Raw genomic sequence first — 12,619 nt, 5'->3', positions numbered from 1 at the left:
AAATTCTCTTAACTTATGGCAAGGTACTTGGGCGATCGCCTTCAAGCAACTTGACTAAAAGTACTAAAATCAAACTAGATCGCCAAACTAAACTAAAGCTCCATCCATGACCAATGCCAACCTGCCCCGCCGTGAAAGTTTAGTCAATCGCTTAATTTTTGGGCTAACCACTAGCACATCTCTGCTAGCCACAGCTACCTTGATCTTGTTGCTGCATATCCAACAAGGCACACCCGAATTAGAAGCCTTCACCACATGGCTGGCGATCGTGATTTTCTCTGCGGGGCTAGGTTCGGGGCTATTTGTCGCCATTTCCATTATTCGGAGTATTCAACCACCGCTATCAGAGCTAGCAGAAACTGCCGAAGAACTATCTACAGGCAACTTAGCCGCGCGATCGCAGTTAAATCGAGCCGATGAAATTGGTGAATTTGCCAAAGTATTTAATCGGATGGCAGCGCATCTAGAAACCAAAACCGCCACCTTAGAAGCCCGTGACATTCAATTTGCGCTGCAATCCCTTGATCGCGTATTAGTAAATACCACCGATCAATACAAACTAATTAAAGCGAGTTTAGAGGAAATCTGTAAACTAACAGGTGCACAACTGGGAAGCATTTACCTCTGGGAAACCACAACCTCTCGACCTGAAGGCTGTCTAGTCCTAGCGGCAGAATGGGGCTATAAAACTAGTCAAGCCATGACAGAAATTTCCCTAGGTGAAGGAATCATCGGTCAGTCAGGACAACTGCAAGAAGCAATTATTTGGGAAGGCGATCGCCTGAAGGGACAAACGCTAGTTTATCGGACTCCCGTTGGTGATTTGCTGCCTCAAAGTCTTTCCGCATATCCCCTGATGCTCAGAAGTAGCCTTGTGGGCGTTCTATTTTTGGCTAGTCTTACACCTCTCTCTGATCGCGGACGGAATATTCTCCAATCGATTGGTCGTCGTCTTGCCACAGCAATTAGCAATGCCCAGAGTATTGAAACGATCGCCCGTCAGCGTGAAGAACTAACTACAGTATTCGAGCAACTTGCAGATGGCGTATTACTTAGCGATCCTGCGGGACGCATTCTCAAAATCAACTCCGCAGGACGTAAAATTCTGAGTTTCAATGCGGTGAATGATGGTGTACCTGCATCACCTGTAATTGCCAAATCGATGGAAGAAATCGTCAAACAATTTGACATCAGACATCAAGATGGCGAACCCGTCGATCTAGCAAATCTCGTCGTATTTCGTGCCATGTCCACAGGCGAAGTGGTGGAAGATCAAGTGGTGTTGCGTCCTCCTGAAGGCAATGAAATTATTCTCAGTACGAAGGCTGCACCGCTGGTTGGCACGGAGTCAGAGCTAATTGGCAGTGTCATGATTTTGCGAGATGTGACGGAGCAGCGCTATCGCGATAAGGTGATGCAGGAAACCAACAAGATCATGATTGAGCAGCAAAAGCGGATGAGTATTTTGCAACGGCTCACCAACTTGATTAATCAGCAGTTACAAGATCTTGATGTTCTTTTAGAATCAGTAGTAGAGGCAACTTGCGATGCGATTATGTGGGCGGAGATTTGTGTGATTGCCCTTTTCAATCCTAAGGAAAATCGCCTGACTCTATCAGCAGCAAAGGGTTTGCCCGATGATTTGCCTCTACAAGAATCCTTTGATTTGAATGCTCAAAATCTAATTGCACAGGTATTTAAAGAAGGAATTCCCATTGAAATCAAAGCTGGGGAATCGCATCTTATTGAGGATCTACCCGTAAAAAGTGCTTTGTGTGTACCGATTGAATCTAGTCGCTCTGGTCGTTTAGGGGTGTTAGCGATCGGGCATTTTCATTTAGAGAGAGCTAGTTCTCGCGAAGATTTAAATCTATTGGCTTCCTTTGGAGTCCAAGCAGCGATCGCGATCGGCAATGCCCAATTAATTAATCAAATCGAAGCTCAAAATGCTCAGTTACTAGAGGCTACCCAACTCAAGAGTCAGTTCCTTGCGAATATGAGTCACGAATTGCGAACACCCATGAATGCAATTATTGGCTTTTCACAAGTACTCTTGCGTCAGCGTCGCGAGGCTCTCTCTACCAGTCAAGTTGACATGGTAGAACGTATTCTTCGCAATGGCAAAAATCTGCTGGACTTGATTAACGATATTCTCGACCTATCGAAAATCGAAGCAGGAAAAATGGAAGCTCATCCCGAAATCTTTAATCTTGATGAATTGATTCATCATACTTGTGAAAGCCTACAGCCACTAGCCAATATCAAATCTCTCAATTTTGTATTTGAAAATCATATTGGTACTTGTGCCATTTATCATGACTCGATTCGGATTAAGCAAGTTATTACTAACTTAGTTTCTAATGCTATTAAATTTACTGATAGTGGCGAAGTTTGTGTGGAGCTAAAATATGCTTCGGAAACACCAGAGCCATTGCTAGAGAAGACTTTAGCTGATGTTACTGCTCCAACAAATAATTCATCCAGTGAGGAATTACCGAATTCTCCTTTTGCGACATCAAATATTCTCATCTCTGTTCGAGATACAGGCATTGGGATTGAGCCTGAGTTTCAGCGCACAATTTTTGAGCAATTCCGTCAAGTCGATCAATCTTCTACCCGTAAGCATGGGGGAACGGGGTTAGGTTTAGCGATTACAGAGCAGCTTGTTTTATTGATGGGTGGCACAATTTCTGTAGAAAGTGTAGTTAATCAAGGTTCCACTTTTACAATCGAGTTACCACCAAGATTAAAAGACAATTAGATCTAAGATAGAAAGGTGGCGCTTTGCGCCACCTTTCTATCTTAGATTTAATGATGGCAATTCATTATTGGTTCATGATCGATTCATTATCAGTTCATTATGTGAAATGCTTGTTCCACAATGCTTTTACGGGTTTCTATCTATTTGAAAATTAGTAAAAAATCTCTCAAAAAGACTTATAATCGAAGTCATACCAAGTTAAGAAATAGCCTAGCCATTTCTTAGAAACTATTTAAGAATTGTCTAGATCCCCCCAGCCCCCCTTAAAAAGGGGGGAGAATTTAATTCTTCCCCCTTTTTAAGGGGGATTGAGGGGGATCTCTTAGAGCTTTTGACCACAGAAAGTAATTCTTAAATGGTTACTTAACTTGCAAACCAGTTTTTGATTTACGAGAGTGTGACAACACTTTTGTGAATTGGTATTAACTATCGAGAGAATTAAGAGATTGTTGCAAGCTTTTACAGCAAGTTTATTGCTGATTACTATTTCGGAATTAGGGGATAAAACTTTTTTTATCGCTGTGATCTTGTCGATGCGCTATGACCACCGCACCGTATTTTCATCAGTGTTATCAGCACTAGCATTGATGACAGTACTCTCGGTTCTGTTGGGGCAGGCTGTATCTTTATTACCAAAGACTTACACTCATTATGGGGCGATCGCCTTATTTTTAATTTTTGGCGTGAAGCTAATTATCGATGCCATCCGCATGTCTCCCAATTCAACCGAGGACGTTGTCAAGGAAGCTCAAGAGACTGTTGAAGAACAAAAACAACAAATTGCGATTCTCCTATTCGGCAAAATGTTAGCGCGTTATCCCCAGATTGGCATTTGGATACAAGCTTTTGTGATGACGTTTTTGGCAGAATGGGGCGATCGCACCCAAATTAGTACGATCGCTTTGGCTGCTGCGAATGATCCAGTTTTTGTGACCTTGGGTGCGATTTTAGGTCATGGCATTTGTACGGTGATTGCTGTGATTGGCGGTCGTATGGTGGCAGGACGCATATCTGAGCGCGTAATTACAGGAATCGGTGGCGTTCTCTTTTTGATTTTTGGCGTAACTGCTTATTTTCAAGCTTAAAAAAGGCTGCACTTTGTGCAGCCTTTTTTATTGACCTTCTACCTTACTGCGATATTCACTTGCCGACATCGTGCCATCTAGTTCGCCGACATCCTCAAGATTCACCTTGAGCAACCAAGATGCACCATAGGGATCATTACCAATATTTTCTGGCTCATCTACTAATGCTGTATTAGCTTCTATGACTGTGCCAGTTACAGGTGAATAGATATCTTCAACAGCTTTGACTGACTCAATTGTGCCGAAGGTTTGACCTTTTTCTACCCTTGTCCCCACTTCAGGAAGATCGAGAAACACAATATCACCAAGCTGATCGATCGCAAAAGCTGTAATCCCCACTATGGCAGTGTCATTCTCCAGCCGAATGTATTCGTGGGAGTTAGTGTATTTTAGGTCATCAGGATATTCAAACATCTGGCTACTTTTTCCTTTTTGGCTATCTTTTTGGCAGTGAAGATAATTTTTAGCAGAACGGCGCGATCGCTATGAGTCTTTATACCAAAAAATTGGGATCAAAAAGAAAGGTGATGCTTTGCATCACCTTTCTTTTTATTTATTGGTATCGGCGATCGTTTCAAGATCATCTATTGGCTCACGCTTAGAAAATCCCCAGAGAAATACTAGTCCAATACAGGTCAGCATCAACCATTCAGGCGGCACTAGACTGTCAGAAAATACTTTAATAAATAGGCGCAAACCCACAAGCAACACGATTAGATAACCTGCCGATTCAAGGTGGGTAAATTCTGCAAGCCACTTGATAAATAGCCCTGCCAAAAATCTTAAGGCAATGATCCCCGCTACACCGCCAATAAGTACGAGCCAAGTCTCTTGTGCTACTGCCACTGCTGCTGTCACACTATCCAGTGAAAAAGCCAAGTCTGTCAAAGACACCAGAGCCACAACTTGCCATAATTTATCAGCCATCCGCACTGGATGTTGAGCATCATGACCTTCTTGGGACTTTTCTAAGAAAAATTTCCCCGACAACCAAAGCAGATACATGGAACCAGCTAGTTCAAATTGCCAATATTTAATTACCCATGTCGCTGTAAAGATCAGCAATACTCGCAATACAAATGCGCCAATCAACCCATAGCGTAGCGCCCATTCTTCTTGCTTAGGATCTGGCAAACTCCGCACAATCGCCGCTAAAGCGATCGCGTTATCTGCGGACAGAATCGCCTCTAGCAGAATTAGTACTCCCAAAATAGGAATAACTTCGGGTCGAAAGGAAAAATCATTCGTTTCTAGAAACTGCTCGAACATTCAGTACGATCCATCGCAAAATATTAACAAATACTACAAGTATACAAAATCATCAGACCATCAACTCAATAATTAAAAGCATCACATATCACGTTATTGCGCCGATATATAAATTATCCAAACCCGTAAGATTAACCGCCGCAGGGGGAATAATCTTATGGGTTTGGATGTAATATAGCTGTCTCCATTCTTGTTAGGACATAAAACCCAAATAGTGTGAGGCGGCGCTTCGCGCCGCCTCACACTATTTGGGTTTTGGTTTGTCATGATACATGTGGCTATAAGTAGCTAGGCATAATTAATTACAAAACAAAACCCGTAGAGTGGCGCCCCTGCGGGGCGCAACTCTACGGGTTTTGGTAATTTATTTTGCACAGGTACTTAGCTATAACTCACCCATTATTACTTTTATGGTTTGTTACATTTTGCGGTGTTGTATAGAGGGAGCGTATGATAACAATTAAAGAGGGATTGCTAAATAATGGTACTTTTCTTATGAAGTCAACAGCCTTTACTCACACCGTGACTGCGATCGCTAGCGCTCTTGTGGCTAGTGTCATGACCATTGGACTCACATCGAGCGTACAAGCTCAAAATGATGAACATCTTCAAGCTCTTTTGGAACATCGCACTTGTCAGCGCTGCGAACTGAGCGGGATTGCCGCAAATGGAGCTAATTTACGCGAATCATTCCTTGACGTAGCGGATCTACGAAAAAGTGCCCTCTCTGGTGCAATTTTGGCTTTTAGTACTATTTACTATGCTGATTTTCGTGGCTCAGATCTCAGCAATTCTGATTTGCGAAATACTTTCTTGATTCATAGCGATTTGATCCAAGCAAATTTGTCAGGGGCAAATGCTCGTAATAGTCGCTGGAAATATGCAGATTTAACCGAAGCTAATTTAGAAAATGCCAATTTAATTGATATTGAGTTGGTCTACGCTAAGCTCAATGGCGCAAATCTTACTAATGCCTCTCTACGGAATGCGAGCCTCTATGGTGCAGATTTGACAGGTGCAAATCTCAAGGGGGCAGATTTGTATCGTGCTGACCTTACCAATGCGAATGTGACTAATGCGGATTTGAGTCAAGCCAATCTCTGTCGTGCAACGATGCCCGACGGCAGGATCTCGATGCAAGGTTGCACCAAATTTTAATTACATCGCTTTGCGATGTAATTAAACACAAAATTCTTGAGTATATTGCTGTGCAACATCCTCAAGAATTTTAATTAAAGAGAGTCGCATTGCGACTCTCTTTAATTAAAATTGCTACAAAATGAGGAAGCTTTATGGCGATCGCCCCAACATCAGATCAAACATCAAGTCAAGTGCGTTGGCTCCAAGTATGGGGCTTAGCCTCAGTTCAGGGAGCCATGTCGCTGACTTGGATTGCCTACGGTATTTATTTGCCAAAGTTTATCGAGCAGGTTTTTGGCTATCCCACCAATCAAGCACAACAATTAACAGCACTGATACTGGTCATCGAAAGCGCGATCGGCGTAATCGTCGAGCCATTATTTGGTGGTCTGTCCGATCGCTGGCAGCGTTGGTATAGCTCACGAATGCCTTTCATTGTTGCTGCTGCGATCGCTTCAACAGCTTTATTTATCGGATTGCCCTGCGTGGTGATCTTTGGTGGATCAAGCGAGATTACGCGGGTACTTTTGATCAGCTTAGCCATTCTTTGGGCGATCGTCATGGCAAGCTTTCGGAGTCCCGTTATGTGTCTGCTAGGTATCTTTGCGGGAGCGACTAAATTACCGCTTGCAGGCAGTGTGTTAACCCTAGTCGGTGGTTTTGTTGGTTCGATCAGACCCTTAGCGACGAAATTTATTGTAGGGCTGGGCGCACCCGTGACTTTTACAATCGCCTCAATCGTCTTACTAGCAAGTGTGGCTAGCTTGCGAAGTGCGATGATCTACATTCCCAAAAATCTCAATCCCGAATTAGAAAAAAATGAACCATTACCCATTCGAGAATGCTGGATCAACTTAGCGATCGTCATGCTGGTGGGAGCAGCGATCGGCTTAGGCATCCGCTTGCTGATGGGAGATGTATTACCCCGAACGATCAAAGCAGATCTGACAAGTTTCACGGGCTTCTCCTTTGAGGTGCTAATGGGTTCAGCATTGATTGCCCAAGGATTGGTAGCCCTGTTGACAGGAAACCTCTGTAAGTTGCTGGATAACAAACGCCTGATGATGATTAGCTTGGGTGGAATTGCCGCAGGTTTAGGATTGCTATCCTTCGGCTATGGTGCGATCGCTGCCATCATCAGTATTCTCTTGATGCTCACCTGTCTCAGTGCCGTGAACAATGGCATGGTTGCCTTTGCCCTCACTATGGTTCCCAAATCATTAGGGGGATTAACCGTTGGCACATTTTTTGGTGGGCTATCAGGGGCGATCGCGATTTTTGGTTATCTCGTTCCAAAACCTGCGGACATGCTCTCGACACCAAATGTGATTGTATTAACAGCGATTACTTTCCTAATTGCAGGTGTAGGCATTGCCTTAGGAGAGCGCATTACTGGCAAGATCATTGCTGACTAGAGGATTTGGTTTGCCGCGAGTTGCGCCAATAATCCAATTCCCCAAAGCGGGAGCCATTTGACACAGGCTCACGCCCACATTTGCCAGTTGTGGCTGGACAAAGCAATTATGCATGATCCGTCCCAGTTGCAGGCGCGTTTGGAATTCTTTACGCCATGCGATCGCATATTGCTGTTTAAAGACGATCGCCGTGATTTGATTTTCTAAAAACTGACTCACGAAAGGAACCGCAATTTCCGCTGATCGCAACGCCATCGCCATCCCATCCCCACACAGCGGCGTGATCATTCCTGCCGTATCGCCAATCATGCAGATGTCGTTATAGAAATTCTCTTTGAGAGCAAAACTAATCTGGCTTAAACCTTGCAGCGATAGTGAAACTCGTTGCATCTGACGAAAGCGATCGGCGAGGACTGGATTTTTGGCTAAGGATTCAGGAATATCTAACTCTGGATGTATTGGCTCTTTCATCACCCATTCATGGGCAATCCAACAGACATTAATTTCCCCTGTTTCGATTTGCGATAGTCCACAATAGCCGTTAGGAAAACTATGCAGCTCGATCACGTCAGCAATATCCACACCTGTGAAATGTCCTTTATAAGCAACCCAAGGTGATCGCTTTTGCATAAATGAGCGATTAAGAGTGCGATCGAGGGAAGAACGTTTACCAAATGCTCCTAATACTAGTCTTCCAGAGAATTCTCCTTTAGTCGTATTCACGGTAAATCCTTCTGTGAGATTTCCTGTCACGCCCGTAACTTTAGTATTATCAATGCAAGTTACGTTCATCGCTTGCGCTCTTTGAAATAGCATCAAATCTAGTTGATAGCGGCTCAGTCCCATGGCAGTACTAGGAAGCTTGCTCCGAAATGATGCTCCGCCAGAGGTGGTTAAGTAAGCCCGATGAATTGGCTGTGCGCCAACTTTGCGAACCTGTTCCATTATGCCTAGATGCTCAAATGATTCAGTTACTTCAACGGATAGAAACTCGCCGCAAAGTTTATGCATCGGATAGTGGCTCTGTTCTAGCAGTAGGACACGATAGCCCAGCTTTGCCAGTTGGATAGCAGCACTACAGCCCGATAGCCCTGCACCGATCGCGATCGCATCGTAATTCATATTTTGCCTTGACGGTATTTCTTTTTTAATTATTGCAGTTTTCATTTTGCTGTAGGCAAAATGAAAACTCAAAACCCTGATTATGTTTACTTTTTAGTTTTCAAATCAGTCCGAACTCATTTGAAAACCGCAATAAATAGTGAGAGTGCGCCCCATCGGGGCACACTCTCACAACTATAGATGTTACGCGCAATTTTTTGCATACTGGCGATCGCTACAGCAAATTTAAGATGATCGCTGTAAAGTTAATGTATAGCTGTCGCCATTCTTGTTAGACCACAAAAACAAGAAGTTAATGGCGGTGCTTTGCGCCGCCATTAACTTCTTGGAGCGCTAGCTGTAAAAACTGCTTTAGGTAGAAAGATAATGGGCAAAGAAAGCCGAAGTCACATCAGTAATAAAACTTGGACAGAAGTAGTAAAAGACTACGCTGGCAAAGACTTAGGCGAACGAAAGCATTGGTATGGCTCAGTAGCGAGTGCCTATAATCGTGTCAGACCTCGATATCCCCAAGCAGTGATTGATCGTGTAATTGAGCTTGCTCAGTTGCCCCCAAAAGCCAAAATTCTCGAATTAGGTTCTGGTCCCGCGATCGCGACAGTTCCCTTTGCTCAGCTTGGCTTTGAAATGTTGAGTCTAGAACCCAATCGAGAGGCTTCCGAATTAGCCAAACAAAACTGTGCAGACTATCCCCATGTCGAAATTCAAAATCTTGCCTTTGAAGAATGGCAATTGGAACGCGATCGCTTTGATGCAGTTTTAGCGGCGACTTCTTGGCATTGGATTGATCCTGCGATCGCCTACGCAAAATCCGCAGCAGCCCTGAAAGCGCAAGGATCTCTGATTCTGTTATGGAATACTCCACCCCAACTAAATGAAGAAACCTATCAAATCGTTGATGCGGTGTATGAAACCCTAGCGCCTTCGATTCCCCTATATGCTAGACATGAAGGCAGGAAAAATCATCAAGCAGATTTTCTGAAGTTCAGTGAACTCATCACTGATTCAGAGTATTTTAAGAATGTCAAATATGAATCTTCAATCCATCAAGTTGTTTATAGCCTTGATGATTATCTTTTACTGCTGAGTACACTTTCGCCATATATCGCTCTAGCCGAGAACAGCAGAAATCATCTATTTACAAATTTGCAAGAAGCGCTTCATAAACATCAAGGCGATCGCCTCAACCTCTCTTTCATCTCGGCTTTTCACGTTGCCCATAAAATATAATCCATGCCGCAGTTTTCTAAATTACGCATCGCTTTACTCACTTACTCCACAAAACCTAGAGGGAGCGTGATCCATACTCTAGAACTTGCGGAAGCATTGCAAGCATTAGGACATCAAGTATGTATCTACGCATTAGACAAAGATGGTTCAGGATTTGATCGCCATTTGTCCTGTGAAGTTCAACCAATTCTTGCCCAACCTGCACCACAGGAAATCGATCAGCTAATCCAGCAACGTATTCAGGAATTTGTGAATTACTTACAGAATTCAAACCTTGATTATGATATTTACCATGCTCAAGACTGCATCAGTGCCAATGCATTAGCAATTTTGCGATTGCAAGGACGCATTCCCCACTTTATCCGCACTATTCATCATATCGAAGACTACAACAGTCCCTATTTACAGGCTTGTCAGGATCGTTCTATTCGAGAAGCTGAGCTTTGCCTATGTGTAAGTGCTGGCTGGCAAACCCAAATTTATGAACATTATCAAATCCATGCGCCGCGAGTAATTAATGGGGTGAATTTGCAAAGATTTTCCTGCGATCACAATGGTACAGAATTACAAATCAACCAAAAATTTGGTTTAACAGGCTCACCAATTTATTTGACTGTAGGCGGGATTGAACCACGCAAGAACTCAATTAAATTAATTCAAGCCTTTGCTCAAGTTTTAGTGGACTTCCCAGAATCGCAGTTAGTAATCGCAGGAGGTGCAACCTTATTTGACTATCAGGATTATCGAGAGCAATTTCTGGCGATCTCACAGGAGCTAGATATAGAGAAATCCCTCATCATTACAGGCGTTCTCACGGATGCTGAATTACCTGCACTTTATCGCTGCGCTGATGCTTTTGTCTTTCCCTCGTCTAAGGAAGGTTGGGGCTTAGTAATTATGGAGGCGATCGCTTCGGGTTTACCAGTGATCACTTCTAATTGTCCGCCCTTTACGGAATTTTTATCTGAACAACAGGCTGTGCTGATTGCTCCTGATGATATTGAGGCGATCGCTCAAGCCATGCGTTTAGTTACTAACCCTGATTTTAGTCAGTCTCTAATCCAAGCTAGCCAAGAAATTTTGACAAAATACACATGGGAAAATTCGGCTCAAATGCATACAACACATTATGCAAAAATGGTATTAAGTAGCTAAGACAAGCCAAAAACCGTAAAGTTGCGACCCGCAGGGTCGCAACTTTACGGTTTTTGGTAATTGTCTCTTAGGCGGCGCAAAGCGCCGTTTACCATCATTTTGAGGAAATTTTATGCCTGAAGTCCGTTTTCAAATCACTTGGCCAGACAACTCTCAAGACTCTTGCTATTCACCATCTTTAATCGTCAAGGAATATTTTGCGCCCGATACTGAGTACGACCTAGTGGATTTTGTAGAGCGATCGCGGACTGCGCTAAATATTGCTAGCGATCGGGTCAAGGCAAAATATGGATTTCCCTGTGGATTAGCGTTAGGACAGTTACAGGAGATCGAGGCAAAAGCGGCAAAGTTTTCTGAGATCGAGCAGCCCAAAGTGAAAGTTATTAAATTTAACAATTAGGTTGCATTATGCACGCTATCTGATAAGATATAATTCCTTATAAATTTGGAGAGATGGCTGAGTGGACGAAAGCGGCAGATTGCTAATCTGTTGTACGGCAGGTAACTCCGTACCGAGGGTTCGAATCCCTCTCTCTCCGTTCACAAGACTGTCATAGAGCGATATGGTTGATAACCCTTCCAAGGATGTAGTAGGCGAAGCTCCAGAAGTTGATCCTAGTAAATTTACTGCGTCAGATGTCGCAGCAATTGCAGATCGATTAGAGCGCGATGACTACGCCAATGCTTTTGAGAGTTTGAATGATTGGCATATTTTGCGGTCATTAGCCTTTAAAGGTTCAGAATTAGCCGAGCCATACCGTCATTTATTAGATCTTGAAGCATTTGATGAATGCTAAATCTTCAAAGAAAAAGCGCCGCTAATCGGCGCTTTTTCTTTGAGATCATAAAAAAGTGCGCTTAACGCACTTTTTTATGGCTGAGGACTAGGACTCGGCGTTGCTGGTAAACCGTTGGTAAACTTTTCGGTAGCATTTTTGCTTTCGTAGATGCAATCAACAGTAGGAGCTTTTTCTAGATCACCTGTAAAGCCAAAGGTATTCATCCTGTCTTTGCATTGACGAATATCAGCTTCTTTAATTACATTTTTTTGTAATAGCAAATTCCAGTTGTTGGGCAGAACGACGCACCCAGGCACAGGTTCGGCTTGGCTGATGAACACATTAAAAGGATTAAGTGTGACATAGACACGGCTACTCATCACCATTGCCGATGCCCCATAGTTATTGCAAAAATCACGGCTAGGTGCAAGGTTATCTAAACGAATCGCATCAACGGTACGCGGTGTAGGATTGAGCGTAGACAAAGCTATACCAACACCAATCCCGACCGCAAAAATTGCGCCTGCGATCGCGAGTTTAGTGGTTGTACCATTTGACCTTGGTTCAGTAGGAGGTTGGTTCAGAGTTGAAGAATATCTACGTCTTGCCATAGATGTGAGTTAGGGTTATTTCCTAGGGTAACCGAAAATGCTGAAAATTTGA

General features: G+C 43.4%; 12 protein-coding genes and 1 tRNA gene. 9 read left to right on the top strand and 4 right to left on the bottom strand.

The genetic code is table 11. The features are described from left to right. The first annotated feature begins 106 nt into the window (after positions 1-106). Both ABM313_RS17515 and ABM313_RS17510 read left to right on the top strand, forming a co-directional pair. Positions 107-2,761, top strand: coding sequence for an ATP-binding protein (locus ABM313_RS17515; RefSeq protein ID WP_434684442.1), 2,655 nt, complete (start codon positions 107-109; stop codon positions 2,759-2,761). Positions 2,762-3,207: 446 nt separating this feature from the next. Beyond that, a complete protein-coding gene (locus tag ABM313_RS17510) occupies positions 3,208-3,846 on the top strand; it encodes a TMEM165/GDT1 family protein (RefSeq protein ID WP_434684441.1) in 639 nt (212 codons plus the stop codon). Positions 3,847-3,873: 27 nt separating this feature from the next. Here ABM313_RS17510 and gcvH read toward each other — a convergent pair whose 3' ends face one another. Further along, positions 3,874-4,260, bottom strand: a complete 387-nt coding sequence (gene gcvH / locus ABM313_RS17505; RefSeq protein ID WP_434684440.1) for a glycine cleavage system protein GcvH — start codon at positions 4,258-4,260, stop codon at positions 3,874-3,876. A gap of 135 nt (positions 4,261-4,395) precedes the next feature. Further along, positions 4,396-5,115, bottom strand: coding sequence for a TerC family protein (locus ABM313_RS17500; RefSeq protein ID WP_434684439.1), 720 nt, complete (start codon positions 5,113-5,115; stop codon positions 4,396-4,398). A 450-nt stretch (positions 5,116-5,565) separates the two neighbouring features. Between ABM313_RS17500 and ABM313_RS17495 the strand changes: the two genes are divergently transcribed. Together ABM313_RS17495 and ABM313_RS17490 are read left to right on the top strand one after the other, a co-directional pair. Further along, a complete protein-coding gene (locus ABM313_RS17495) occupies positions 5,566-6,273 on the top strand; it encodes a pentapeptide repeat-containing protein (RefSeq protein WP_434684438.1) in 708 nt (235 codons plus the stop codon). A gap of 134 nt (positions 6,274-6,407) precedes the next feature. Beyond that, complete coding sequence (locus ABM313_RS17490; RefSeq protein WP_434684437.1) at positions 6,408-7,670, top strand: MFS transporter; 1,263 nt, start codon at positions 6,408-6,410, stop codon at positions 7,668-7,670. Here ABM313_RS17490 and ABM313_RS17485 read toward each other — a convergent pair. Further along, positions 7,632-8,837 carry an NAD(P)/FAD-dependent oxidoreductase gene (locus tag ABM313_RS17485; protein WP_434684436.1) on the bottom strand — a complete coding sequence of 402 codons (1,206 nt, stop codon included), beginning with the start codon at positions 8,835-8,837 and terminating at the stop codon, positions 7,632-7,634. The genes ABM313_RS17490 and ABM313_RS17485 overlap by 39 nt on opposite strands. 321 nt (positions 8,838-9,158) lie before the next feature. On the opposite strand from ABM313_RS17485, the gene ABM313_RS17480 reads away from it, so the two are divergent. The 5 genes from ABM313_RS17480 to isiD all read left to right on the top strand — a co-directional run bounded on the left by ABM313_RS17480 (position 9,159) and on the right by isiD (position 11,974). Continuing rightward, positions 9,159-10,022 (top strand): class I SAM-dependent methyltransferase, encoded by an 864-nt coding sequence (locus ABM313_RS17480; RefSeq protein ID WP_434684435.1) that lies wholly within the window; start codon positions 9,159-9,161, stop codon positions 10,020-10,022. A 3-nt stretch (positions 10,023-10,025) separates the two neighbouring features. Continuing rightward, on the top strand, positions 10,026-11,177 hold the full coding sequence (locus ABM313_RS17475; RefSeq protein ID WP_434684434.1) for an MSMEG_0565 family glycosyltransferase: 1,152 nt from the start codon (positions 10,026-10,028) through the stop codon (positions 11,175-11,177). Between the two features lie 112 nt (positions 11,178-11,289). Then, a complete protein-coding gene (locus tag ABM313_RS17470; RefSeq protein WP_434684433.1) occupies positions 11,290-11,577 on the top strand; it encodes an MSMEG_0570 family nitrogen starvation response protein in 288 nt (95 codons plus the stop codon). A gap of 47 nt (positions 11,578-11,624) precedes the next feature. Beyond that, positions 11,625-11,716, top strand: a tRNA-Ser gene (locus tag ABM313_RS17465). A gap of 24 nt (positions 11,717-11,740) precedes the next feature. Beyond that, on the top strand, positions 11,741-11,974 hold the full coding sequence (gene isiD, locus ABM313_RS17460) for a protein IsiD (protein WP_434684432.1): 234 nt from the start codon (positions 11,741-11,743) through the stop codon (positions 11,972-11,974). Positions 11,975-12,048: 74 nt separating this feature from the next. On the opposite strand, the gene ABM313_RS17455 is transcribed toward isiD, so the two are convergent. Further along, positions 12,049-12,567 carry a DUF3172 domain-containing protein gene (locus ABM313_RS17455; protein ID WP_434684431.1) on the bottom strand — a complete coding sequence of 173 codons (519 nt, stop codon included), beginning with the start codon at positions 12,565-12,567 and terminating at the stop codon, positions 12,049-12,051. Between the last annotated feature and the right edge of the window lie 52 nt (positions 12,568-12,619).

The sequence above is a fragment of the Pseudanabaena minima str. Chao 2107 genome, assembly GCF_051131155.1.
Classification (GTDB): Bacteria; Cyanobacteriota; Cyanobacteriia; order Pseudanabaenales; family Pseudanabaenaceae; genus Pseudanabaena; species Pseudanabaena minima.
The sequence above is the reverse complement of the archived record's forward strand: the minus strand, read 5'-3'. Positions and strand labels throughout refer to the sequence as shown.

Excerpts from the sequence above, each read along its gene's own strand:
- ABM313_RS17515 (WP_434684442.1), top strand. The coding sequence starts at position 107 with ATGACCAATGCCAACCTGCCCCGCCGTGAAAGTTTAGTCAATCGCTTA.
- gcvH (WP_434684440.1), bottom strand. The coding sequence starts at position 4,260 with ATGTTTGAATATCCTGATGACCTAAAATACACTAACTCCCACGAATAC.
- ABM313_RS17500 (WP_434684439.1), bottom strand. The coding sequence starts at position 5,115 with ATGTTCGAGCAGTTTCTAGAAACGAATGATTTTTCCTTTCGACCCGAA.
- ABM313_RS17495 (WP_434684438.1), top strand. The coding sequence starts at position 5,566 with ATGATAACAATTAAAGAGGGATTGCTAAATAATGGTACTTTTCTTATG.
- ABM313_RS17490 (WP_434684437.1), top strand. The coding sequence starts at position 6,408 with ATGGCGATCGCCCCAACATCAGATCAAACATCAAGTCAAGTGCGTTGG.
- ABM313_RS17485 (WP_434684436.1), bottom strand. The coding sequence starts at position 8,837 with ATGAAAACTGCAATAATTAAAAAAGAAATACCGTCAAGGCAAAATATG.
- ABM313_RS17480 (WP_434684435.1), top strand. The coding sequence starts at position 9,159 with ATGGGCAAAGAAAGCCGAAGTCACATCAGTAATAAAACTTGGACAGAA.
- ABM313_RS17475 (WP_434684434.1), top strand. The coding sequence starts at position 10,026 with ATGCCGCAGTTTTCTAAATTACGCATCGCTTTACTCACTTACTCCACA.
- ABM313_RS17470 (WP_434684433.1), top strand. The coding sequence starts at position 11,290 with ATGCCTGAAGTCCGTTTTCAAATCACTTGGCCAGACAACTCTCAAGAC.
- isiD (WP_434684432.1), top strand. The coding sequence starts at position 11,741 with ATGGTTGATAACCCTTCCAAGGATGTAGTAGGCGAAGCTCCAGAAGTT.
- ABM313_RS17455 (WP_434684431.1), bottom strand. The coding sequence starts at position 12,567 with ATGGCAAGACGTAGATATTCTTCAACTCTGAACCAACCTCCTACTGAA.